Here is a 22,499-nt window from a genome sequence, read left to right as displayed (position 1 = left end):
GGCGTCAGCGCATACACGCCAGCAGCATTGGTGGCCCCACGATAGTTTGGCGCGATCGACATTGCCGAGTCGCTGGCAATGTTGGTGACCTCATACCACCCGCCATCGGGACCGAGAAACGCATCCCCTACCCGACTGTTGGCCACGAAGGCAGTGCCGGTTCCGATAACAGCATTTGAATCTAATGTTACAGAAACTGTGCCGGTTCTATACCAAGGCATATTTTTCTCCAGACAATAAAAAACCCACTCATGGTGGGATCTCAAAAGTTAAATATAGAACTCTTACTACGTTCCAGGAAGTCTTGCGAACACAGCGCCAGGCGCACCTATGTTAGTCCATGGCGATAGCGCGCTAACTCCGAACACTTGAAGTCTGTTTTCTGAATAATTGAACCTTACAGCTGAATCCAGCCAGTTCAGGTGGTTTTGCAGTATGCCGCGAGAGAATGGGTTGATCATGAAGTATTCATCGGACTGCAGCGGCGCAACAGATCCATTTGCCCAGTAGTAAGCCTGGGCCGTACCATTTAAAACTACCATCCCTTGATATGCCCACGAGTTATTGGCTCGCGTAAAAATTACCGGGGCCGCCCCAGAATCAAAGATAAGTACGCCGTTTGCATCCCACATCCGCAGCCCGTAATCAGCCTTGCTTATCGAGGCAAATACGGCTGCAAACCACTTTCCGGCAGGCCTGAAATCAATGTTAAGTGACGTTATGGAAAACCCAGTCCACGCTCCAGGGCCTCCATTAATGGTCATGCTCGTGTAAAGTTCATTCGGTCTAGCTGCGCTGTTCTGAATGAATACGCACGGCGGCTCAGGCGTGGTTATGGCGGACGGGAAAGACACTGACACCGATGAACTACCAGATGCCTGATACGTTCCACTGTACAGCGCACAAAGCCTAGGCTGCTCTGAGTCTATCTGTACATAGCTTCCGTCGTTTACAACAGATAGACCGAAATTCAATTTTTGAACCTCATTACAAGCAGCCTGAACTGTATTGTTGATCCTATAGCGCCTGGCTCATTTGGGTGTTTTGAGCGCACGACAACCGAACCAACACCTACTGACATAAACGGCATGGCGCTATAGCAGTAGTTGTTAGCTGCGGCCTGCGTGGGAAGTATAACGGCCGTACATGTTGCCGGGTCGAACCCAGCAATACTTGCAGTCACTATGGCACCCATCGTTAGCGTGTATAGGGCGTTATGCAGAACCTGATACGTGAAACTATCAGTATCCATTTGAAGATTACCTGAAGCATCCCACGTCCTTACCCCATGGCTCATACCGATAGATCTCCAAGTTGTACGCGCTTAACGTTGTTGGCGTCATATACCTTAATCGCTCTGTTGGTCATCGTCAGACGCCCACCACCAGGTGCTGGCCCGTTGAATTCCAGGTTTCCCGCTTTATCCAGGCGCCACCCCTGTACGCCGGCGACATAATTGTCGGACTGCAGGGCCTGCCCGATCTTCAACATCGTGATCGTGCCGTCCTCAATGAAGGCAGAGTTCATAAACACCTGCCCGCCACTCACCACAAACGGCGTAGTAATGGTCCCGCCAGCCAACGTGTTAACAACAGCGAACCGATCAGCGCTCACCAGGAACTGGCTTTGCAGAAGGCCTTCGGCGTTCTGCTCGATACCGAGCCCGATACCGGCCGCTACATACTGGCCGTTCTGGTTCACCTGCATCTTCACCGCCCACATGGTGGACAGCTTGCCGTCGGTGTCTGCTTGGGCCTTGGCTGTGATCTGGATCGCAGCCTTGTTCTTCCATTCGCTGAGAGCACTCGCAAGGTCACCCTCATCCGTACCATCGCGCCCGCCGCCGGCTATGGCTTCGAGCGTGGTGGACTGCGAGGCGATCGCCTTGGTCGTGTCGACCAGTGACTGGCTGACGGTTTGCACTGCCGCCGAGTTGTCATCGACTTCGCCTTTCAGTTGATCAATGCGCTCGGCGGTTGCCAGCTTGTCGGTGGCCACCACCTGCTCGAGCGTGGTCAGTGCTGCCTTGTTCTGGCCGACTGCCGCATCCAGCGACGTGGCGCGCTCAACCATGGCCAGGTTGTCGGAGGCTTGCACCTTGACCTGCTGTGCAAATTTCGCGGCAGCATCCCAGTTATGCAGGGCATCCGAAAGGTCGCCCTCTCCATCATCCTCGCGCCAGCTTGCCTGGAGCGATTGCAGGGCCGACGCCTGAGCCGTGACCTTGCCGTCCACGGTTTCGATTGACGCCTTGTTCTGCTGGATCTGGAGCGCCATGGCCTGGGTTGTTTCGGCAATGGTGCCCATGTTGAACCAGAACTCGGCGGCGGGCGGCGGGGTATCCACCGGAACCGCTTTGATCGCCTGGTACAGGTACTGGCCCTGTCGAACGATCTGACCGGCGGTGTATGGCTTGGCCGGATCGTAGGCCAAGGCATCCGTTACCTGGTCAATCAGGTCTTCCAGTTCCTGCTTGGCCTGCTCCAACCTGTCATTGACCGAGCCAGGGCCGGAGCCAGAGATCAAATCGATCTGGTCCATGATTTCCTTCGCAAGCTCGGTATCACCAACCTGGCCGGCGATCAGGTCAAGGATCGGCCTGCCCTCCGAGCTCGCCTGCCCAATCACGCCATTCGCCACCGGGTAGAAAGGACCGACGTTGCCAGTACGATCGACCAGACGCGCCCAGAAGAACAACGTCGCGCCGGCCAGCAACTGCTGCATGCGGTAATCGGCCTGTGGATAGGCCAGGTCAGCCAGCTTGGTAGCCACCGACAAGTCATTGGCCGGGCCGTACCATAGCTCGGTACGCTGGGTGTCTTCGGCGCCAGCAGGAAAGCCCCACTTGATGCCGATTCCGAACAGTTCGCTGGTGGTGGACAGGAACGCCACCGCCGGCGGTAGGCCAACCTTGCCGGTCAGCACCACCTCCTGACTTGCTCCCCAGATCGAGGTCACATCCATGGCGTTGACCGAGCTCACGCGCGCCACGTAGCGCCCGCTGTAGATGCCCTCAACGTCTGCGCCGAGATTCCCGGTGCGCGGCAGGCGTATCCAGTTGCCGCTGTCCTTGCGCCATTCCACGTTGTAGGCGATCGCCCCAGGCACGGCGTCCCAGGTGATACGCATACTGGTGACGGAAATCCCTTGCGAAACAATGCTGCGCGCCTCGATACCGATGTTTGCCGGTGGCGGCATCACACCTGGCGGAATGACGCTGGTTGGCTGCGGATCAATCCGCGCTCCGGTGTCGATCGCCTGATATTTTAGTGGTTCGTGCTGTGTAGCGGCGATCTTGAACTGGTGCAAACCCTGAGGCTCAATGGTTTGCACGCGAAAACGCATCACAGCCAAGTCAGCGCTTTCCACGGACCAACTGCACTCAGCCTCTGGCAGCTCAGAATAGTCAGCCATCACGGTGACCAGGCGCCCAGATACCGATTTAACGATGCGCCCCTCAGACTTGCCGCTTGGCAGGTTGAGGATCAATCGATCCTCCTCATGGACCTCGGCATCGATGTCCAAAGTGATAACGCGCTTGGTGGCTGCGCTGATGCGCCCACCGTTCGCACGACCAGAGAACAGCTCGTCAGCCACGCAGATGATCTGCCCGGGCTCAACATTGCGGCCCTCCATGCCGGTGGTGAAGCTGATCGACCACTCTTCGTACTGCTCCGACTTCAGTGCCCAGATGCCGTGGCGAATTGCTTCACCCTCAACAGTGCAGCCGAACCGCGAGATGTCCAGCATCCGATGCCCGAGCACGCCAATCAGCTCGTCGTTGGTGACTGGCGCCGGCTGGGTTTTGAACTCGTTCTCTGGGTTGTCCCAGGCCACTTTGGCGCGGGTGTGCCGATCAGGATACGCAGCAGCGACATATTCGAACTCACCGACGATGTTCGATCGAGTGAAGACGTAGCCGTCCTCATTGCCTGGGATGTCCGCCACCATGGTGACCTGCGACCCGTTCCAGCAGCTGCTGCCACGGAACACGCTGGCCAGGTCCGAAAGCAGCGCGTAGCCCTCAATAGAATCCTGGATGTAGACGTTGGTGGTCATGCGCGGCTGAACGCCGCCTTTGCCATCCGGCACCATGACATCGCAGTAGCGACCGATCTCATACAGCGTCCAGTGGTCGACCATGTCTGCAGTGATGCGGCGGCCCAGGCCGTAACGGCGGTGCAATAACAGGTCGCGCCACACCCAAACAGGGTTGTTGGTGTAAGCCAGCTTGAACGTGCCGTTCCAGTCGCCCGTGTAGGTGCGAGTTTGCGGGTCGTAGTTGCTGGGAACCTGAACGATTCGGCCGCGCATCAGGAAGCTGGCCTTCGGAGTGTCCTGGAACTGCTTGGCGTCGAACTGCAACCCACCCAAGGCAAGGTTTGGGTAACGCAGCTTTTTGTCGATGACTTCCGTCAGACCCTTGACCCGCATCAGGTCCGCGAAGTTGGAGTCGTTGCGGTTCGGAGTCAGCCGGCGCACACGCACCAGGGCGCTGGTGAATCCTTCCGGAAGATCAATCCTGTGGGTGCGCTCGTATTCAGTGGTGCCCTTATCATTCAGCGTGGCCGACAAGACGGTCTGGTAGCTGCCGCCGTTGACCGACAGATCGATGGCGTAATCAATGCGATAGCCGATCTGATCGCCATTGGTTTTCACCTGCCAAATCTGCGGCCACGACAAGCGCACGCGCACGGCTGACAACTGCTGGTCAGTGATCGCGTGAGTCCACGCATTGTCCGACTTCAGCTCGACAGGCAGACCTTGGGATGCCTCACTCTCGATGGCTGGAAAGCCAGCGATATGTTCCTGATCAACCGTGCCTGAGCGGAAATCCCAAATGGTGCCCGGGAAGTTTTCGCTACCGTCCGGAGAGATCAGTGGTGTGCCGTTCAGCTTGATCGAGCGCCGGCCATCAATCGGACCAACAATAGGGCCTTCGCTCAGCGCGTAGAGCAGCTTTACTGTAGCGACTGAAAGCGCGCTATCTGGCGCCTTGTATGGGGTGTAAGGCTTGGCCTCGCCGCCCTTGGAGCCCAAAACGCGGGCAGCAGCAGTCCGGCGCCGGCGCTTTGCAGCAGGCGCTGTTGCGGTTTTGGACATGGGTTTTCCTTACTGCTGATCTTCCGAGAAGACGCCAGCCGAGATGAGGGCGCCGCCGATATCGCGCTCGCCGTAAAGCAGAGGTTTGCAACGGCCCTGGGCCATCGTGGTTACCGCGCCACCGAACGCATAGGAAGGCTTGTTGCCGTCGCCCTCCTTATCCAGCACGCCCAACGGTGACGGGGACATGCTCATGGCGATGCCGCCGATCATCAGACCAGCGCCAGCAGCCACCAGATAGTATTGCTGCGTGATAGCCCCGATCACGACCAAGGCCAGGCCGGCGATCGTCGCAAACAAGCCGCCGCCCTTGCTTCCGATCACGATTGGCGCGATGCGGATCGGCTCAACGGTGTCCTGACGCATCTCAATCTCGCTTTCGCTGAGATTGGTCTTCCCACGGAACACCGCATAGGTCAGTCCGCGCTCCTCGGACATACGAAGGAATCGCCTGAACCCGGGAATCTTCACGCACAGAGCGTGGACGGCCTCGGATGGCGAAGCAACGGCCAGATGATGCACTCTCCCGAATCGGGCCCCGAGGATTCCATAAAGCATCACCAGTACCACCAGGGGCTGCGGGCGAAACGTTGTTCTCATTGCCATCAGTCAGCCTCCGGCACTCGTTGGTGCCGAAGGATCAGCACGGTGTAATCAGCCCACATACCGCCGTAAACATCGCGGGTGGATTTCTTGTTGTAGCGGTGATGCAGGAACGTGCCCGGGGCCGGATGCAGATCCGGGACGCTGGCCAGAAGGCCGTCACCCAGGTAGATGCCTGCGTGATTTGGCGCGCCGGCATTGATCTGCATGACGATCATGTCGCCTTTGCGTGGCATCGATACTGGGTAAAAACCGGCCTCTTCGTAGTACTTCTCGTAGAGGCTTTCACCGGCGTTCCACCAGCCATCGCGGCGAGGGTAGTTCGGCAGCTCAATGCCATGCTCGCGCTCATAGTAGTCTCGGCATAGCGCGTAACAGTCCAGCAGGCCGTGACCGAACTCGCGGCCAATGAGCGGTGCCTGATAGCCGTCCGGCTTGAATTCGAAGTACTCCCCAGACGGCCAGCTCACAATTCCCCACGGCTTTTCATGCAACTCACAACTTACGCGATCGGTCATGCTCGGCACCGGCGGCACGTCGGGGTGGCTGTGAATGATCATGACCACCTCGCCGCGGTCCTCTGCATCGCACTTGTCCTCGGGGTTGATGATGAAGTGCTCGCTCGGGGTCTTGGCATCGTTGCGACAGGGAACGTACTTCAGGCGCCCTGCCTCGCGGATCACCACGCCACAGCTCTCCTTGGGAAACTCAGCGGCGGCGTGGGCCTGGATTTGTTTCAGCATCGTTTTATTCATGGCTGTCTATCCAATAAGCGAAGCGCCCGGGGCACCACCAAATGGCAGCGGGTTTCCTTTCCCATGTCGCATCTCACAGGCGCTCGGGAGTCCGTTGCAGCGATCCAACGCAGGGTCAGTTACCGGGTTACCGTCGAGGTCGAACATCTTGATGCCGGTGTAGTTGCAGTCAGGGCCGCGATACTCACCCCACAGACACCACTCGCATCGGTTCATAATCAGGCCGCCGGGAAGCATCTGCCCCTTCACCGCCGTCGGTGGTGCCAGCGAGAACACCACTTCCTTGCGCAGCAAACTGGTCACCTGGTTGATGTAGGAGATATCGAGCCTTTCCATCGTGCTGGCCAGCGGGTTGCCGTCTGGGAAGTTGGCAGCATCCAGGTACTTCGCGTAGGTTTGCCGCACCGTCAACTTGACGCCGCTCATGCCCTGAAAGCGTCGGCACAGAGCCGTGATCGTTCCGTCGATGTTGCTGATCTTCAGCATGGGCGTGGAGTTGTTACCCTCGACGCTGCGACCGAATCCACCGGTCTCGTAAGGCCGGGGCAGATACACGTCGCCCTTCCAGATGATCGGCGTGGACTGCTGGTGTGCGTGGTACCGCAAAATGCCCATCCCTCGCGCCTCCCCGTCCAGTTCGATCAACTGGATCAGCGCACCCGGCTCCAGCTTCTGGTCGTCCAATGTGATCATGGGTTGAATACCTGCTGGAATTTGGCGGAAAGGATGTACACCCCGGCGCCGAGCGGCTGAAGACTCCAACCGCCGTCGGTGATGAATGCGCCCTGCTCATGCAAGGGTGGGGTCCACAGGAAATGCGTGACGCCCTTGTGCCTCACGAAGAAGTCGCGAATGGGGAGGATGTAGTCAGTCTTCCCCATGAACGTCACCGGCCAGGACGTGGATATGTTGTTGATGCCGACCGAGATGCGCTGGCTGTAGCCATTGCCAAACTGAGAGGCAAGGATGTCCGTGTCGTCATCACCGGTAGTGCCTTTTTCCGGGCGCCAGGTGAATACCTCGCTCATGCCGCGTTCCTCCGGTTGCTTGGGTCAAGTAGGCCGTTTTGACCTTTCTCGCGCATGATCCCGCTACGAATCATGCCCGGGCCTTCTGCAGCAAGAACGGCTCTGGCAATTACCATGGCCCGCTCCTCATAGCCCGCGGTAGCATCAGTGCTCGCAGTGCCATCGGCATGAATGGTGATATTGATTTGAGGCGCAGCACTCGATGTGGACCGCGCCGACCCGCCAGAGGCAGAGCCAGAAGCAGAGGATGGAATTGCCGATACGTTTCCGTTGCGGAGGGATTCCACAGCGGCAACGCCTCCGTATCGCTGAATGTCCTTTTGGCTCCAGACCACCTCGCCCTTGTGCACGGTGCCGGCGACTTCGTTAACGCCACCGGGGCCCGTGTAGCCACCTCCAGAGAAGCCAATACCGGCGATGGAGGCGACGTTTGCAGCGGCCACCACTCCAGCCGAAACGGCAAGCGCCATCCCGAGCGGATAAGGCTGAACCGCCAGGGCGTTCTGGACTGCCACATACCCCTGAATGGTTGCCTGCGCGATTGCAGCCGCCTTGCCAACCGCAGCGAGCTTCTTGTTGCCGGACTGACTGAGGGCCGACATGTTTCCGAAGAAGTCCGCGCTTGAAGTGAGGATTGCCGAGTTTTTTGCTCGCTCAATCTTCGCCTGATTGTCTCGACCCTGCTGATTGATGTTGTTGACTCGCTCGGCATAGGTCTCCTCATTGATAGCTTTGAGGTCGAGATAGGCCTTCTGCTTTTCCAATTCCATGGTGCGCCAGGCATCAACCTTTGCCGACTCTTCGTTGAGACGCTGGATTTCGCTATAGGCACCGCCCACTGAAGCATCAATGCCGGTCACCTGGGGCGCCTGCGAAACACCCTCAATAGTTCCGGGTTTCTGGGATGCCTGCAGATTGATATCGCGAATCTTGATCAGGGTTTCGAGTCGCTTCATCGCCTCGGTGTTGCCCTGGCGCTCGTACTCGGCCATCTGTGCTGCGTCATCCAGCGAGGACTTGAGGCTGTTCGCCTCGCGCAATTGGCCGGTCAGGGTTAGCAGTTGCACCTGGTCCTTCTGCGCCTGCTGAATGTCTCGACTGATCTGCGCTTCACGCTCAAGCGCGACATTCTTCTTGAGCTGAGCGGTGATCAGATCCTGGCTGGCCAGCAGCGATTTTTGATCAGCGGTAAGCGTCTGCTTGCCCTTGATGTCGGCAAGCTGCTGCTCCCACTTGATCAGGGCCTGGGCCTGGGTTCCGACCTTCTCGGTGGCGATGCCCTGAGCGTTCAGCGAGGCGTTCTGCTGGAGCAGTACGGCCTGGGTCTGGCGTGCCGCGTCCAGCGCTTTCATGCCGGCGTCTTCGCGGTAGGCCTTTTCCTTTTTGGGCGCCGACTCCTTGTAGATTGTGTTTTCGCGAATGGCCTTTAACGAAGCAGCCGCCTGCTCCTCGCTGATGTTGTAACCAGCAGCACGTGCAATGTTGATGCGCTTTTCTTCATCCTCAAGCGCTTTATTCATCTTTTGCGTTTTGGTGAAGTTTTGCTCGCGATTTTTCTGATGCTCTTCGTACGCAATCTGACCATCACGCTGTAGTTGGGCAACCTTTTGTTCTGCTGCTGCTTGGTCATTCTTTGCCGTTATCTGGCTCTGAATGGCTACGATTTGCTTTTGAAGTTCCTCGGCGCTTTCTCCGCCCCTGGATGCTCTAGAGGACCGGCCCGCAGCAGTAAGCTTATTTACGTTTTCCAGCCGCTCCTGCAGCAGTGAAAGTTTGCTTTCCAGGGTGCTTTCGCGGCCAATTCCAAGCATCGCGTCCCAACCTTTTTTTGCGGCGCCAGCCACGGTATTCCACGCTGTTTCGATATATCCCAGGCTTTCCTTGATCTTGCCTGCACGCTCAGACAAAGCCTTAGCCAGAGCCTCCTGAGCAATTGCGGCTGCAGCCTCCTTGTCGCCCATTTCCTGTGCAGCCCTGACCTGCTCATATACAGAGGCGGTGAGGAAGTTGTACTTCTCGTTGAGTGAGGCGAGCGCTTTCACTGGATCATCGGCCAGCTTTACAAACTCGGCGACAGTCGTTGATACGGCTTGGCCGGCAGCCTTTTCGAAGGAGACAGCGGCGGAAGCTATAGCCTCGAAGCTCGTGCTCGCAATTTTACCGGTTCCAGCAAGCTGAGCTAGCGCCGCAGCTGCCGTGCCCGTGGTACCGGTCGTGTCGCCGATCCGCTTAGCCATTTCGGCCAAAGCGCCGGTTGTTGTACCTGCGGCGTTTCCGGTGATGATCAGCGAATCCCTGAAAGCATCTTGCTCCTTGGAGCCCTGATAATACGCAACGCCAAGTGTCGCCGCAGCAGCTGCCGCAACGGTGAAGGGGTTCACCAGTCCAAGCACATATCCGCCGAGCGCCTTTGCCGCTGGCCCTGCACCGCCAAACATATCCTTGAGCTGACCGCCTTGCTGCAAGAAGACGGTTAGAGGTGCCTGCCCGCCCTGGAGAGAGACGGCAATGTCTGTGAACTGAGCCGGAACCCCCCTTAGCGCGGCCGCTGTTTGCTTGGCTGTATTCCCGGTGCGGGTCAAGGAGTCGCTGAACCTGTTCAAGTCGTTACGCGTAGCGGCGATCTTCTGCTGATATTCGGTGTAAGTATCAAGTTCGATAGTTCCTGCTTTGCGGTGTCGAGCAAGCTCTTGCTCTTGCCGGTCAAGCTCTCCTAGCTTTTTGCTCAGCGGATCAATTCGCCCTAGCAACTGATCAATCTCTTCGCGCTGACTGGAAAATGATTTACCTGCCGCCTCTGCGCTCTTACCTGCGCCATCCATCCCGCTTCCAGCCTTATCCATGGCTGGCTTTACCCGAAGTCCGGCGCCCTCGAGGGCTTCAAGTGCCTTGCGAGTATCGGCCGCTTTTTGCTCTGCATCCCGGCTATCAATTTCCAGAACGAGGCGGGATGTTTGAGCCATGACTTTTCTCCAGGCAATAAAAAACCCGCTCAAGGCGGGTTTTTCAAGAATTAGTTATTTTGGTACTGTTGGCGCAATACCCTCATCAAAGATCATATACATACCAGCATTCTTTAACTTAGGATCGGGCCAATATGTTGCTTTAAGAGTGAAGTTTTCAATGATTTTTCCGGTATCTTTAGGCCAGGATGTGAAATAACTCTCTTTATCTCTAGGGCCTAATTTAGAATCAAGCATACGAGCAATAGCATCAACCTCATTCTTGCTTTTTGCCTCAAAGAAGACGGAGTATAAAAACCCTTTGTAAAAACACATTCTCATTGATGATATTTTTGACCCTGGCAGAACACCTTCTACATTTTTCGATTCTCGACAGTCAACGCTTTTCGATGAATCGATCTTTGTAAAATTTTTGCTTGGGAAATCACCACTACGACCCATATCCGCGCCAAGTATATTTAGCGGCGGATTAAATACCCTTTCGAATGCAGGGCTAGGTAAATTGTACCGGAATTGCGTAGCGCCTCTTCGCGCAAGAGGGATCTCAACGAATACTGTGTTCGAAATAGAAACAGAGGCAGAAAATGCAGTACTCCGTGTCGGTATTATAGTTTTTCCGTCCGCGCTAAAAGACATTCTCTCCTTAGTTACAGATCCGTCATCAAACCTAACCGGAACCTCGCATATTCTTTCAGCGCATAACCCTCTGTCCCCATCAATTGTAAAAACAGTGGCCTGAACCGTCTCGCTTTTATTGATAACGTTCATAGAAAGGGTAACCGACGGTTCAGCACTGCTAGTGGCGGTAACTATTGCTCCACTAACCTCCTCACCCCTCATTTCGTCTTTTGTTTTGTAGTGTTCCCATTCGCCCGCGCTGGCAGTAAAAGAAACCGTTATGAGCATCAATGCCGCCAACGTTTTGATTTTAAGCATTACAGCCTCCATTTATATGAAAGCAATTTAGCATCATAACCACATCATAAGAAAGTCACTCGTCATCTCCCGCCAAGCACACGCCGTCGAGCGCAAACATCACAGCATCCACCTCGTCCCGCGTCATTGGGGAAGGGTGCGAATCCAGCCAGTCCGATATCTCCCTAGCAGATAAAGGTAGCGGGAAAGCACCCGCCATGGTGGCCAGGAACCGCCGACCGCGCGTGATGCTGCGGAAGGCGCTCAGCAGATACGCGGTGATCGGGTCATTCGGCGGCTCATCGGGAAGCTCAAAGCCCAGCCGCTGGTAGATTAGGCTTCGCTTTTCGGCTTGGCCGACTGCCCACTCTTTTTCCCACTCGAAGCGGGCGACGGCTTTTTTACGGTATCAGCCAGCTCTTCGGCCGCTTCGGTCGCCACCGAGGCGCTGTGTCGCAGGACGAACAGAAAGAAGTCCACGTTGTGATCGAGTAACTGCGCGGCAACGGGCGGGCTGTACTTTAGCGGGTTACCTTCGGCATCCAGCACCCCCGACCAGTCCTTCACGATGAAGTGGCTCAGAAGCATGGCGTGGTTCTGATGCTCGGTCAGTTCGCCGGTGATAACGCCAACCTGGCCTTCTTCGAATCGCGCGTCGTTCCGCACGATCCGCCGGCGCATGCGCTCCAGGCCAACCTGGTACTCGGCATTGTCGATGCCGGCCAGCAGCACCTTCGTGTCCTTGTCGAACTCCACCCAGCGTGCTCCGGAGGCCGCCTGGTCTTTCTTGGTCAGTTGGAGAGCCATGATAAATCCTCAACGCCACGCCAATAAAAGGACCGCCCCGGCCGGCGTTCACGCCGAGGCAGTCAAAGGGGTTTACGGTGTAGGGTCAGCCGCTTCGCGGGTGATGGTCGGGCTGAGCTTGGCGACGGTGTAATTGAGCGTGACCTCGATCAGGTCGCGCTTGCCGCCGTTTGGCAGTTCGCCGTCCACTTCCACTGCTGGGAAGTTGAAGGTGTACTTGTTGCCCAGCGAATCAGTGATCGGGAATACGACAGCGATAGGCGCCCGAGTGAAGGTGTTCTTCCAGATCTCCCACGCGCGCTTGGACCAGGCCAGCGTGAGGCTGCCGGTGATCGCCGCTTCGGTCGCGATGTGGGCGCCCGGGCCGAGGCGTTCAGAACCCAGGCAGCGCTGAGTTTGCAGGCTATTGTCGAGGTTCACAGTCATGGCTGAGACGCAGGCCACGCCTTCCAGCGACTGGCCGTTGACCAGGATCGTGCCGACGTTGTTATTCGACAGGAACGGCGTGGTGGTGGGAGCGTTGGGCGAAACCACGATCGGCACTTCGCCGTCGGTGTAGTCGAGGCAGGCCATGTTGAAGGTAGCGGTGACCTTGCCTTCTGACGGGATGTCGAGCGCGAAGGTCGAGACGTGGGCACCCTTGAACAGGCCATAGACGCCGACATCGTTGTATCCCTTCGCGATGCTGAAGGTGTTGCGGGTATCGCCAACACGCAGCACGTCAGCCGTCCATGCGCCATAGAAAGCGGCTTCCAGCAGTTGGTCAAACGAGCCGAATGAGAACTCTGCCGTCAGGTCGCCGCCGATATCGATGCTGGTGGCCACAGAACCTTGGCTCAGACGAGTGTCAGTGATCTCGTCGCTGACCTCGGTGTTGACGGTTGGGGTCAGTGCGTTGCCGGTCAGGCGCAGCGTGTCCCAAGTGCCGACAGGGGTAACGCCGGGCGTAACCTCCTTGATGATGTGCGATACGACTTTTGCGCCGGAACTCATGGGTGAGTCTCCTATCTGCGGGCATAAAAAACCCGCTCAAGGCGGGTGGATGGTGTTGCCTGGCTCAGCCGGCGCGGAACCGGATGTTCACGTTGATCTGGTAGAAGCCTTCGAACTCTCCGGCGATGACCTGGCTGGCCTCCATGCATTCGAGGTCGCCGGACATCCAGTAGGCGAAGTGCGCCTCGAGTGCATCGGCAAGCTCGGTGATGACCTTGGTGCCGGTGCGCTCCCTGGCGAAGCACTGAATGCTGATCTGCCCGGGCTTCCTGGTGTAGGGCCTGTCTGCCATGCCGGCCATGAAGGCCGTGGCGTACTGGATATTCAGCCGGCACCACAGGCCCGACTCAGGAGGGGTGAAAACTTCAGGCTGGTTGGGGTAATCAATCCGCGCCCGCTCAATGCCGGTGAACGCCACCATGCGCGCGGTGATGAGTGCCCTGATCTGCTCGTAGGTCATTTGTAGGCCTCGGAAACGCCGATGAAGGCCAGGTCGTAAACGCCGCCAGGCGCTTGCGTGGAATGCCCCAGCTCCAGCATCTCGCCGTAGGGGCTGTTCGTTTGGATGTAGATGACGGGGAACTGGCCCGAGGCCTTGATGAGCATGCTGCCCTTGCTGATCGTTTCACGTCCGGATGGGTCGATATTGTCGGTCACGGTAAAGTCGGGCGCACCGATCGATACCAGGTGACTGCCTCGGAACGTGCCGCCGATGTAGCCCTTCCCCGCTGCCTGCGCTTTGACGAAGTAGTTTTCTTCGCGCTCGCGCTTGGTCAGCTTCTTGAAGGCTCGGCCGCCGGTGCGCGCAGCGTTGCGGGCGTCGACGTTCGCGTCATAGGCATCAGCCAGCGCCACGTTCTTCGTGCGCAGCGCCACGTTGGCCTGCCACAGGTCAGGGTTGCCGACAGGGGACTTCAGCACCACCTCTTCGAGCATCTTCTGCGCGATGACGCGCGCCATCTGCGTGATGTCCTCGCCGGCCTGGTCGGCGAAGTCCGTGAGGCTATGGCTCCAGCCTGCTTTGGTGGTCATTAGACTTTCCTCAGCTGGATCTCGTAATGGGCGCCAGCCGGGTCGGTCTGCACGTTTACCACGTCGAAGCCGTTGATCTTGTGGCCGATGTCCGGTGTGCCACCGATTGTTTCGTTGGTCAGCGCGATCAGCAGTTGGTCAGTTGCGCGGATGTTTACGCCGTCAACCTGGGCCATCTTGAAGGCGTCGAACACGCCACGGCCGGTGTAGGCAATCACAACGGGCGGCCCTGCGGCCTCGGTGACCGGGTCCCAAGTGCCGGGAATCGTCACGCCGCCGGCGAATGGCTGCACCGCATCAGCCAGGTCGGTATCGAAGGCCTCGGCCAAATCCTTCTGGATGTCTTCGCGAAGGCCCATGGGTCACCCCCGATCTACGCGGAACGAGAACGGGCTGGACCGCCACGGCTGCAGCAGGCCCAGGGCGAACTGCGCGCCGTCGGGCAGCGATGTGGACTTGCTGGTGTCGATCGATGCGAAAGTCTTGCTGGTAGTCACCGATCCGGCCTTCACCGTCTTGGCCTCCAGCGATCCCTCGGTCTGCTGCTGGTACAGCTTGCCCTGAGCAGCGACCACCGCCAGTTCGGCGCCGGCCTGCTTCACCTCTTCCGGGATGGCGTCCATGTCGACGCCAGCAAGGTTGAGCGAGGTCAGATAGGCGTTTGCCTGCAACACTGCGCGGGCCTTCTTGTCATCTGGCGCCCAGGTGGCGCCCAGGATGGCGTCAACGTCCGCCACAGTGATGTAGGTAGCCATCTGGCCTCCGCTTGAATGATTGGGGCCGAAGCCCCGGGTGTTACGCCTTCGGCAGTTCGTCGACCTGCTTTTGCAGCGACTCTTTCGAGGCATTGGCGCGGTAGGTGACCTTGGCCGCGTCCAGCTTGCCCTTCAGGTCGGCAATTTCCTTTGCCTCGGCGTCTGCCTGACTGGTTTTGGCGGCCTGCTGGAGAAGGTCGTCCACCTGCAGTTGCAGGGCCTTCACCTTCTCCACCTCGCCGTCACGCTCGCTGCGCAAACTCTGCACGCCAGCATTGACCGCTTCGAACACCTGGAACAGGCGCCCGGCCACAGGGCCAAGCTCACCTTCCGGGCGCGCCAGCGCTTGTTCAGCGAATGACTCGACGATCAGGCCGACAGATTCGAGCTCCGCGCGGTAGGCGTCGATATCGATGCTGGAACTGCCACCACCGATCAGCAGCACCTTCGGCAACTCCTTTACCGTAACGTCAGGCACATTGTCGGCAGCATCTTCACGACTTTCGGTAACACTTGCGTCGACGATGCGCAGACCTGCGTCCTTGGCCAGGGACTTAACGTCTTCCTGATACTGGTGAAACGGGCCTGGCAGATACCAAATCTTATTACTCATGTCGCGTCCTCGCCGAGCCGAGCACTTGGCTCGACTCGGCATCAGGGGTTACTTGGAGGCATCACCGATCAGAGCCACACCAGCGGTGTGCTTGATGCTGGTGGCGGTCTTATCCCAGTTCGTCCCGGTCGCCAGTTCGGCGTCGGTTGGCGACTTGCCGCCGGTGGTGGTGTCCCAGGTGTAGCCCTTGAGACCCAGGCCGAAGGTGTAGTCGGTCTGGAGCGTGGTTTCGATACGCTCCTTGCCGTTGGTGGTCTGGACGTTACTGATGATGTCGCGACCGTCGTGGACCAGCGCAGCGCCTTGCACCAGGGACAGGATGATTTCTTTGTTCGGGGTGCCGGCCTGCATCAGCGCCGGGGCATCCGTCACAACGGAGATCTTGCCCAGAATGTCGATCACGCGGACGTTACCGGCCTGGAACAGCTGGTTCTGGTTTGCCAGGTTCTGACCGACCAGTTTGTGATAGCTGGTGCCCTGCATCACTTGGGTGACCAGGTTCTGGCTTGCATCGCCGAACTTCGCATGCGCGTTGTTCAGACCTGCGTAGGTGATGCCGGTGGTGGCCGACACATCGTTGACCGCGGCGGCCTGAGCGGTGATTGCAGCAACCAGGGCGGCGATCGCGGTGTTCAGTTGGTCCTTTAGCAGGATTTCAGCGAACGCACGGCTGGCGACTTCGATGCCTTGCGCGGTTGGACGCTCCAGCCAGGTCATCTGCGATGGCTCGTAGCGGATCGGACCGAAGCCGCCGGCGACCTTCACTGAAGTGTTCTTCAGCTCGGTCAGGTCGGTTGCAGCGACAGCAGCATTCGCGCTGTAGCGATCCACGCGGCGCTGGGCTGCGGCCAAGGTCTGGAAGAACGACTCCTGGAGGAAGTCACCGGTGAAGCCGTCCGGAGACAGCACGATTGCACCGCGGCTGGCGGCGTTGAAAGCGGCGAGATACTGATCCAGCGTCTCGAGAGTCGCCGGCATGATGTATTCGTTGAAAACCTGCATTTGCGACAGGGACATGAGTTATTTCCTTACGATTGAGGGAGATCTGGGAACCGGCTTGCGATTGCAGCCGTCCGTTCCTCTTTGGTGCCGCCGATTTTTCCTTTTGCGGCCCCGCCGCCCTTACCAGCACCGCCGGCCCCGCCGCCCGATGCCTTACTGCCAGCGATCAGCGGGCCGAAGGCCGGATCGTTGGTGAATTCTGCTTTCAACTCGTCCAGCGTTGCTGCCGAGAGCTTGCCGGAGGCATCCAGCACGACGACAGTTGGCTTGCCGTCTCGCTGCTCAACGCTCAGCCGGCGTTCGATATGAGGGAGCAATGCCTTGGCGCTGCCAGGGATCGCCAGAGTAGTGGCGATATCGGTAGCGGTACGGCCTACGGTCAGATCCCGGATCTGGCCCTGCAGGGCGCTATTCGTGCTTTCCAACTGACCCGACAGTTCAGCCTCACGGCGGGCGTACTTCTCGGACCAGGACTTCTCCAGCTCCTCGACGTTGCCGGATTTGCGGGCCAGTTCTTCGCGCTCCAGGCGCGCAGCCTCTTCCGCCTCGCGCGCCTTCTTTTCGGCCGCCTTCTTCTCGCCGAGCAGTTCGTCAACCTTGGCCTTAAGGCCGGTAACGTCTTCTTGTGCTGGCAAGCCATCGATGTTCAGGACGTACTTGCCGCCCTTCTCGACGTACATGGTCTGGATGGCTTCGTCGACGCCTTCGAGGGTGTCCAGTTGGAATTTCAAGGTCATTGCTGTCTCCCAGAGACTTGGTGCAGGCCCTGCCTGCGGGCATAAAAAAACCCCGCCGAATGGCAGGGCTGTTAAATCTGATTGCTTGTTACATGCCTGCGCGCTCAAACGCCTGAGGCTCAAGGTCTTTCAATTGCTGAAGAGTCAGCGTCTTGCCGTTGTCGTCCACGAACTTATCCAGGGTTAACTCGCCCTTAGTGAAAAGCTCGTAACGATTCGGCCCCAGCACGTCGCGCTGAAACGATGCAGGCTGGCGGGATAACCATTCCTGATAACTCGTCTTGCTCGACACCGGCGCAACCCCATCAGGACCGATTGAGGGCCTGGTAGAGCCAGGAATCTCCCGCGCAAACTCATCCTTCAGAACCGGAACGATCGTCGTCCGGCACCCCCAGTGATATGGCGGTCGCGGGCCATCCAGCGGGATGATCGTCTGATCGATGCTCATGCAGAACAGCGTGGTCTTGGAGTCCAGCGTGGCAATCCGGCGCATTCCCTTGAGGATGTCGTCGTTCGCCTTGAGCGTCTCCACCCGCGCTGTACTGGCGATGTGGTTGGTCATAGTGCGGACCAGCGACGAAGCCTGATCCTGTTGTAGCTGGTGAATGCCGGTCAGACGCCGGCTGATCTGCTGGCTGGTTTCACCCAGGCTTGAACCAATCTGAATCTCCCCGATGATCTCGGCGGCCTTTTTTGTCCCGAACTGGTCGAGTGCGCCACTGATGCTGATGCGCTGGATGCCCTTGCGAGCCTCCAACTCCAGCGGATCGGCCAGCGCCGCAGCAGAAACCATTTCAGTCGACAGCACGTTGAGCTGCACGACGGCACGCACCACCTTTCCGAGCATGGTTGCGTTGAACTGGGCCTCATATGAGGCAAAGTCGCTCAGATCAAGCTGCGCCTGGCCCTTTAGGTCGTCGTAGATGCCCCGCAGATCGCCCTGGAGCGTTTCTATCTGTGAGGTGTAGCGCTTGGTCCCGTAAGCACTCAGCCCATCCGAAACACGCTGCTTGGCCGTTTTTATTGCCCTGCTGAGGAATACAGCTACTCGCTTTAGGTTTCCGCCGGCGTAACGCTGGACGTAAACCTGGTGTCGGGTAGCCGCGTCTTCGAGGAAGCCTTCATTGCTCATCGCTTCCGCCTACTGGGGGCTGACTGGCCAGCTCCTCGTCGATCTTATCGTCAGTGCGATCAGCCTCAAGCACGCCGCCCTGACGAAGGTTGGTGCGCACATCCGACTTCGCGATGAAGCCCTGTTGCCAGAGCTGGACCTGGGCCAGGATGTCCTGGGCGGTCATAGTTTCGTCGAAAAACGCCTGATTGAGCCAGAACACCGTGCCCTTCTCGTCCGGCTCGCCGATCATGAACCGCTCGGCGTCCAGGATGGCGCGCTTCAGGGCTTCTGACACGTTGCTGGCAATGGTGCCGAGGACCGAGTTGTCGGAGCTGTACCTGATGCGAACAGCCTCTGCCGTCTCGGCCCCACCGCCCTGCTGGACGATGCGGGCGCCGATCATGAGCATCTGCTCTTCCTTGTCCTTCATCAGCGTGCGGGCCAACTGGCTTTCGTCGGCCTGCAGCAAGACTGCCGAACCGGTCTTGCCAAGCATGTGGCCGCGACGCGAGCCAATCTGCATGCCATTCGGGTTGGCCTTTACGAACTCGTCGGCACTGATGTCGGTGGCGATGAACAGAGTAGGTTGCGAACTGATGAACCCGCTCTCCTCCACCGTGGCGCTGTTGCCATAGTGGAGAATATTCACGTCAGCCAGGTCCTCCAGGGGCGACTTGTCGATGCTTGCATCGTTGTTCTGGGAGCCGAAGAAGCTGAAGGGGATGTGGTCGAACGCCTGACCGGCCTTGTCCGTCGGCTGCGTTTCGGTGTAGCCGTCCTCCCCCTCTTTGTATACCCGCTGCACGTACCTGCCATCGATCAGCAGGAGCACACGATTCTGGTTGTATGTGTCTCGGGACAGCTCGGCAGGATTGAACTCAGTGACGCATTCCTGAAGGTTCACGTACACCAGGCGCTTGGCGCCATCGATCACCTGCTCGTCCCAGTCGATGACAGACAAGGCGTCGTAGAAGTGAATCAAAGCGCGCTTGGTGCTGAGGTCGGCCATCGAGGAAACGCCGCTTTCGGAAGTGACTGTTGGGAAATCGACCAAAAAGCCCCCACGGCCCGTGTCCAGGCACTCACCTACAGACTCTTTCGAGAGTTGTTCGAGGCTTGTGCCGTCGCCGCTGGCGTTCTCCTTCAGATACTCAATGGCCGCTGGCAGGGTAAGTTCTGCGGTCTTGCGGAACACCGCGCCCATCAGGCCAGTCCGCGTGCGTCCGGTGATATTCAGGAACATCGCCCGCTTCTTGTACTGCTTGTACCTGGCCTGGTTCTCCGGTGTTTTGTTCTCCGGATCAGGCATCGGCAGGTATTCGTCGTGCTTGCGCACCTCGCGCGCGCCAGCCACGCAACGCTTCACCAACTGCCAGCCAGCCAGGGCTTGTGCGTACTCTGCCCGGGGGATGCCGTAATTCGCCATATTGGCCTCAGAAAGTGAAGGTGACAGGGATGTGGGTCATAGGCTTGATGATCGGATAGTCGTGGTGGATGAAGTAGCCGCCGGCGTCGTTCGCGTGGTCGTTTCCTGACTTCTTGTCCGGCTCCCCACTGGGTGACCACACCTGCTGCTCCAGGCCATCGGCATAGGTTGGGCAGGCGAACGGGTTCACCAGGTAGCGCCGCTCGCCCTGCGCGTTACAGAACATGGCGTTCATGGCGTTGATACGGTCCTTCACGGGCGGGTTTGCGTCAGGCGCAATCACCGAGAACCCGGCCTGACTCAAGATCGCAATGTCGGTCTCGCTCGCATTGACTGATTTCCTCGATCCACCGGAGGCATCCGGATATATCCGAATTTCGCAGGTCTTCTCGAACGTATTGCCGTTGTGGCGCCAATACCGCTCTTTGATTCTCCGGATCATGTCGGGCGTGTCGTAGCCATCCACTAGCTCATCTACTGCCCTGGGCAAGCCCTGATCGCGCTTTACGTGGGTGATTGCCGCCATCTTGCCGACGTTGAAGTCCATCCCGATGAACAGCGGCTCACCGGGCTGCACTGTGTCGAAGCACCCGTTGAGCTTGCGGTCGTAGGCCGTGTAGATCGTGCCAGAGGTCAGGTTGACGAACTGGCCTTTTAGGTACGCCAGGATCAACTGAGGCGGATACGACTCCATCAGCGATTCGATGTAGTCGTCCGGCAGGTTTAGCTCGTTGTCGAATGTACTGGCCTGGACCAGGCCGTACAGCGAAGCCATGGAAGGCTTGTCGCGGATCTGCTTGACGAACTGCTGGTAAACGAACTTGAAGCCCTCTGGCGTCGTCGTAACATCCACTCCGTTGCGAAGCCCGTCGGCCTTGTAGCGCATCCGGGCAATGATCTTGCGCCAGGCTTGCTGGGCCTTCACCGAGCTCATCACGTCGAGTTCGTCGACCAATGCGTGCCCGATCTTGAAACCAACGATTGTCTGCGGCTTTTCCATGGATCGACAGATCACAGTGCCGCGATACTGCCGACCACTGTAAACATGGACCTCATGATTCGACTGATTGATTTCAGTGCGAAGCCCCCAGTCTTGCGCCACCTCTTCCATGGTCGGATAGAAAATGTCGCGGATCTGGGCATAGGTCGGAGCGAAGTAGCCGGCGTTGATGCGCGGCCACTCCCAGAAGTGCTTCCCCAGCGCCGAGCAGCCCACCCAGGTCTTGCCTGAGCCAAACCCGGCCACGAAGGCTCGGAACTTGTGAGGCAGCGCAAGGAACTGGGCTTGAGGTACGTTAAGGCTCGGCATTCGGGCGTCTCGCGTCAGTCACCACCACTTCGATGCGCTGAGGCAATGGCCCTTCGTCGTCAGGGTCGAGTTTCTTCATCATGTCGGCGCGCTTCGACTCAAGGTCTCCAATGCGGCCGAGTAGACGGTTGATGATGTCTTCGTAGCCACGGCGTCGGCGCTGAATGGTCGTTGTTGGTTGCCCAGGCTCTTGCGGGGGCTCGCCCTCTTCAACTGGGTCAGTTCCGCGGATGTTGATGCTTTCAAGGTCCAGGTCAAGACCATCACCAGCCTCAGCCTTGGCCTGAGCCATAAGCGCCCGTCGCAACTGCAACTTGGCGATCTTGATGTCGTCATCCAGCGTGCCGATCCCAATGTCGTCCCACAGGCCATGCTCATCAGCAGTAAGCGTGTCGGAATAGATACCGTGCTTACGTGCGCTCTGATTGCCCTTGTTGGACTTTGAGGCCGCGCCACCGTGTAGCTTGCAGCGTGCAGAACCCGGAACAGCGTGTCGCTTGCATGGTTCCCCGCTGCGCGTCTTTGCGCCGCATAGGGCCATGGTCACGCCTCATTCATGGGGTGTTTCGCGAAAGGGTGGTCATTCAACGTCGTTCGAACGTCATTCAATGGTTATTCAAACCATCCAGTTGCCTCTGTGCCGCAACCACGGCAATACACCGCGCCATTAGCCAGCTTGCCACGGCGCATAATGAAGAAGTCTTCGGAGCCGCAATTGCACTGATAGCTCTCATCGCCTTCAGATGGCCCATAGGGCCACTTGAACACGCCTCGATGTGAACTACAGGACGGACACTCCAGATTGCGCTGACCAGCCGGCGCAACCGCGACCCATTCATGCTTGCAGTTGGTGCAGATGGCTTCACCGGACGAGTGAGGATCGCTGGGCCGCTTGAACTCCAGAACCTTGACAGTCATTGCGTCACCATCTGGTGCGTCTGTGCATGTGCGTGACCGTGGAGGAGTCCAACGATCAGGCCTTGAGGAAGTCCGGCTGCCTTGGCGGCGTCCACTGCATCGGCAATGGCCTTATCGAGAGCGCTTACCGCAGCGTTGATGTCCTGCCCCATGGGAAGCACATGCCGTAGGCGGGTTACTTTGCCCATCAGTTGAACGGATCGGCTGGCTTGGCGATCGAGCGCACGAACCACATGAAGCCTTGCTGCAAGTTGGTCTTCGCCAACGCCAGCAGGCGCGGGTCGACGCCATCAATCTGGCCAATCTGTTTGAACAATTCGCCGGTGTCAGCCTCCAGCGCCTTGATGGAGTTCATGCCGTCGATCTCGGACTGGCTCAGGTCCCGGTAGCCGGTGATTTTCTTGTGCTGGTTATCCATGGGTGATT

The 22,499-nt window shown here is 58.4% G+C and carries 24 protein-coding genes and 1 pseudogene; all 25 read right to left on the bottom strand.

From position 1 onward, the window contains the following. Positions 1–221 (bottom strand): annotated as a pseudogene (locus AC07W0_RS25865) (tail fiber domain-containing protein); the annotation flags it as partial. Between the two features lie 66 nt (positions 222–287). Then, positions 288–764 carry a hypothetical protein gene (locus AC07W0_RS25860; RefSeq protein WP_146013218.1) on the bottom strand — a complete coding sequence of 159 codons (477 nt, stop codon included), beginning with the start codon at positions 762–764 and terminating at the stop codon, positions 288–290. 529 nt (positions 765–1,293) lie between these two features. Then, on the bottom strand, positions 1,294–5,103 hold the full coding sequence (locus tag AC07W0_RS25855; RefSeq protein WP_495029342.1) for a TipJ family phage tail tip protein: 3,810 nt from the start codon (positions 5,101–5,103) through the stop codon (positions 1,294–1,296). 9 nt (positions 5,104–5,112) lie between these two features. After that, positions 5,113–5,541 carry a tail assembly protein gene (locus AC07W0_RS25850; protein WP_368665947.1) on the bottom strand — a complete coding sequence of 143 codons (429 nt, stop codon included), beginning with the start codon at positions 5,539–5,541 and terminating at the stop codon, positions 5,113–5,115. A 167-nt stretch (positions 5,542–5,708) separates the two neighbouring features. Continuing rightward, positions 5,709–6,461 carry a C40 family peptidase gene (locus AC07W0_RS25845; RefSeq protein WP_102618468.1) on the bottom strand — a complete coding sequence of 251 codons (753 nt, stop codon included), beginning with the start codon at positions 6,459–6,461 and terminating at the stop codon, positions 5,709–5,711. A gap of 6 nt (positions 6,462–6,467) precedes the next feature. Continuing rightward, complete coding sequence (locus AC07W0_RS25840; RefSeq protein WP_102618469.1) at positions 6,468–7,154, bottom strand: phage minor tail protein L; 687 nt, start codon at positions 7,152–7,154, stop codon at positions 6,468–6,470. Beyond that, entirely contained in the window at positions 7,151–7,489 is a 339-nt protein-coding gene (locus AC07W0_RS25835; RefSeq protein ID WP_102618470.1) for a phage tail protein, read from the bottom strand. Before AC07W0_RS25835 ends, AC07W0_RS25840 begins: the two co-directional genes overlap by 4 nt. Further along, on the bottom strand, positions 7,486–10,452 hold the full coding sequence (locus AC07W0_RS25830; RefSeq protein WP_102618471.1) for a phage tail length tape measure family protein: 2,967 nt from the start codon (positions 10,450–10,452) through the stop codon (positions 7,486–7,488). The genes AC07W0_RS25835 and AC07W0_RS25830 overlap by 4 nt, the downstream gene beginning before the upstream one ends. 54 nt (positions 10,453–10,506) lie before the next feature. Then, a complete protein-coding gene (locus tag AC07W0_RS25825) occupies positions 10,507–11,388 on the bottom strand; it encodes a hypothetical protein (RefSeq protein ID WP_146013190.1) in 882 nt (293 codons plus the stop codon). Positions 11,389–11,700: 312 nt separating this feature from the next. Then, a complete protein-coding gene (locus AC07W0_RS25820; protein ID WP_102618473.1) occupies positions 11,701–12,174 on the bottom strand; it encodes a phage-derived protein YdaY family protein in 474 nt (157 codons plus the stop codon). Positions 12,175–12,246: 72 nt separating this feature from the next. Beyond that, on the bottom strand, positions 12,247–13,167 hold the full coding sequence (locus AC07W0_RS25815; protein WP_173677834.1) for a phage tail tube protein: 921 nt from the start codon (positions 13,165–13,167) through the stop codon (positions 12,247–12,249). A 64-nt stretch (positions 13,168–13,231) separates the two neighbouring features. Next, positions 13,232–13,627: a phage tail terminator-like protein gene (locus tag AC07W0_RS25810; RefSeq protein ID WP_102618474.1), complete on the bottom strand. Its 396-nt coding sequence runs from the start codon at positions 13,625–13,627 to the stop codon at positions 13,232–13,234. Continuing rightward, positions 13,624–14,199, bottom strand: coding sequence for a hypothetical protein (locus tag AC07W0_RS25805; protein WP_102618475.1), 576 nt, complete (start codon positions 14,197–14,199; stop codon positions 13,624–13,626). Before AC07W0_RS25805 ends, AC07W0_RS25810 begins: the two co-directional genes overlap by 4 nt. Continuing rightward, positions 14,199–14,558, bottom strand: a complete 360-nt coding sequence (locus AC07W0_RS25800) for a hypothetical protein (RefSeq protein WP_102618476.1) — start codon at positions 14,556–14,558, stop codon at positions 14,199–14,201. The genes AC07W0_RS25805 and AC07W0_RS25800 overlap by 1 nt, the downstream gene beginning before the upstream one ends. Before the next feature lie 3 nt (positions 14,559–14,561). Then, the gene (locus tag AC07W0_RS25795) at positions 14,562–14,954 is read right to left on the bottom strand and encodes a DnaT-like ssDNA-binding protein (RefSeq protein WP_102618477.1); all 393 of its coding nucleotides are present in this window, start codon (positions 14,952–14,954) and stop codon (positions 14,562–14,564) included. A gap of 40 nt (positions 14,955–14,994) precedes the next feature. Next, a complete protein-coding gene (locus AC07W0_RS25790) occupies positions 14,995–15,567 on the bottom strand; it encodes a hypothetical protein (RefSeq protein WP_102618478.1) in 573 nt (190 codons plus the stop codon). A 48-nt stretch (positions 15,568–15,615) separates the two neighbouring features. Beyond that, on the bottom strand, positions 15,616–16,584 hold the full coding sequence (locus AC07W0_RS25785; RefSeq protein ID WP_102618479.1) for a major capsid protein: 969 nt from the start codon (positions 16,582–16,584) through the stop codon (positions 15,616–15,618). Positions 16,585–16,595: 11 nt separating this feature from the next. Next, positions 16,596–17,306 (bottom strand): hypothetical protein, encoded by a 711-nt coding sequence (locus tag AC07W0_RS25780; RefSeq protein WP_102618480.1) that lies wholly within the window; start codon positions 17,304–17,306, stop codon positions 16,596–16,598. A gap of 88 nt (positions 17,307–17,394) precedes the next feature. Then, positions 17,395–18,438, bottom strand: coding sequence for a structural protein (locus AC07W0_RS25775; protein WP_102618481.1), 1,044 nt, complete (start codon positions 18,436–18,438; stop codon positions 17,395–17,397). Next, positions 18,428–19,846 carry a DUF4055 domain-containing protein gene (locus AC07W0_RS25770; RefSeq protein WP_102618482.1) on the bottom strand — a complete coding sequence of 473 codons (1,419 nt, stop codon included), beginning with the start codon at positions 19,844–19,846 and terminating at the stop codon, positions 18,428–18,430. Before AC07W0_RS25770 ends, AC07W0_RS25775 begins: the two co-directional genes overlap by 11 nt. A 7-nt stretch (positions 19,847–19,853) precedes the next feature. Further along, entirely contained in the window at positions 19,854–21,155 is a 1,302-nt protein-coding gene (locus tag AC07W0_RS25765; protein WP_102618483.1) for a terminase large subunit domain-containing protein, read from the bottom strand. After that, positions 21,142–21,696, bottom strand: coding sequence for an HGGxSTG domain-containing protein (locus AC07W0_RS25760; RefSeq protein WP_102618484.1), 555 nt, complete (start codon positions 21,694–21,696; stop codon positions 21,142–21,144). The genes AC07W0_RS25765 and AC07W0_RS25760 overlap by 14 nt, the downstream gene beginning before the upstream one ends. Before the next feature lie 71 nt (positions 21,697–21,767). Beyond that, on the bottom strand, positions 21,768–22,073 hold the full coding sequence (locus AC07W0_RS25755) for a hypothetical protein (protein ID WP_146013192.1): 306 nt from the start codon (positions 22,071–22,073) through the stop codon (positions 21,768–21,770). Further along, complete coding sequence (locus AC07W0_RS25750; protein ID WP_102618485.1) at positions 22,070–22,261, bottom strand: hypothetical protein; 192 nt, start codon at positions 22,259–22,261, stop codon at positions 22,070–22,072. Before AC07W0_RS25750 ends, AC07W0_RS25755 begins: the two co-directional genes overlap by 4 nt. Beyond that, the gene (locus AC07W0_RS25745) at positions 22,261–22,491 is read right to left on the bottom strand and encodes an Acb2/Tad1 domain-containing protein (protein WP_102618486.1); all 231 of its coding nucleotides are present in this window, start codon (positions 22,489–22,491) and stop codon (positions 22,261–22,263) included. Before AC07W0_RS25745 ends, AC07W0_RS25750 begins: the two co-directional genes overlap by 1 nt. Positions 22,492–22,499: the final 8 nt, after the last annotated feature.

This window comes from Pseudomonas sp. GW704-F2 (genome assembly GCF_059423025.1).
Note: the sequence above shows the minus strand (reverse complement) of the source record. Positions and strands in the feature narration are given on the sequence as shown.

Coding starts and splice junctions, on each gene's coding strand:
- AC07W0_RS25860 (WP_146013218.1), bottom strand. CDS start 764: ATGACCATTAATGGAGGCCCTGGAGCGTGGACTGGGTTTTCCATAACG.
- AC07W0_RS25855 (WP_495029342.1), bottom strand. CDS start 5,103: ATGTCCAAAACCGCAACAGCGCCTGCTGCAAAGCGCCGGCGCCGGACT.
- AC07W0_RS25850 (WP_368665947.1), bottom strand. CDS start 5,541: ATGTCCGAGGAGCGCGGACTGACCTATGCGGTGTTCCGTGGGAAGACC.
- AC07W0_RS25845 (WP_102618468.1), bottom strand. CDS start 6,461: ATGAATAAAACGATGCTGAAACAAATCCAGGCCCACGCCGCCGCTGAG.
- AC07W0_RS25840 (WP_102618469.1), bottom strand. CDS start 7,154: ATGATCACATTGGACGACCAGAAGCTGGAGCCGGGTGCGCTGATCCAG.
- AC07W0_RS25835 (WP_102618470.1), bottom strand. CDS start 7,489: ATGAGCGAGGTATTCACCTGGCGCCCGGAAAAAGGCACTACCGGTGAT.
- AC07W0_RS25830 (WP_102618471.1), bottom strand. CDS start 10,452: ATGGCTCAAACATCCCGCCTCGTTCTGGAAATTGATAGCCGGGATGCA.
- AC07W0_RS25825 (WP_146013190.1), bottom strand. CDS start 11,388: ATGCTTAAAATCAAAACGTTGGCGGCATTGATGCTCATAACGGTTTCT.
- AC07W0_RS25820 (WP_102618473.1), bottom strand. CDS start 12,174: ATGGCTCTCCAACTGACCAAGAAAGACCAGGCGGCCTCCGGAGCACGC.
- AC07W0_RS25815 (WP_173677834.1), bottom strand. CDS start 13,167: ATGAGTTCCGGCGCAAAAGTCGTATCGCACATCATCAAGGAGGTTACG.
- AC07W0_RS25810 (WP_102618474.1), bottom strand. CDS start 13,627: ATGACCTACGAGCAGATCAGGGCACTCATCACCGCGCGCATGGTGGCG.
- AC07W0_RS25805 (WP_102618475.1), bottom strand. CDS start 14,199: ATGACCACCAAAGCAGGCTGGAGCCATAGCCTCACGGACTTCGCCGAC.
- AC07W0_RS25800 (WP_102618476.1), bottom strand. CDS start 14,558: ATGGGCCTTCGCGAAGACATCCAGAAGGATTTGGCCGAGGCCTTCGAT.
- AC07W0_RS25795 (WP_102618477.1), bottom strand. CDS start 14,954: ATGGCTACCTACATCACTGTGGCGGACGTTGACGCCATCCTGGGCGCC.
- AC07W0_RS25790 (WP_102618478.1), bottom strand. CDS start 15,567: ATGAGTAATAAGATTTGGTATCTGCCAGGCCCGTTTCACCAGTATCAG.
- AC07W0_RS25785 (WP_102618479.1), bottom strand. CDS start 16,584: ATGTCCCTGTCGCAAATGCAGGTTTTCAACGAATACATCATGCCGGCG.
- AC07W0_RS25780 (WP_102618480.1), bottom strand. CDS start 17,306: ATGACCTTGAAATTCCAACTGGACACCCTCGAAGGCGTCGACGAAGCC.
- AC07W0_RS25775 (WP_102618481.1), bottom strand. CDS start 18,438: ATGAGCAATGAAGGCTTCCTCGAAGACGCGGCTACCCGACACCAGGTT.
- AC07W0_RS25770 (WP_102618482.1), bottom strand. CDS start 19,846: ATGGCGAATTACGGCATCCCCCGGGCAGAGTACGCACAAGCCCTGGCT.
- AC07W0_RS25765 (WP_102618483.1), bottom strand. CDS start 21,155: ATGCCGAGCCTTAACGTACCTCAAGCCCAGTTCCTTGCGCTGCCTCAC.
- AC07W0_RS25760 (WP_102618484.1), bottom strand. CDS start 21,696: ATGGCCCTATGCGGCGCAAAGACGCGCAGCGGGGAACCATGCAAGCGA.
- AC07W0_RS25755 (WP_146013192.1), bottom strand. CDS start 22,073: ATGACTGTCAAGGTTCTGGAGTTCAAGCGGCCCAGCGATCCTCACTCG.
- AC07W0_RS25750 (WP_102618485.1), bottom strand. CDS start 22,261: ATGGGCAAAGTAACCCGCCTACGGCATGTGCTTCCCATGGGGCAGGAC.
- AC07W0_RS25745 (WP_102618486.1), bottom strand. CDS start 22,491: ATGGATAACCAGCACAAGAAAATCACCGGCTACCGGGACCTGAGCCAG.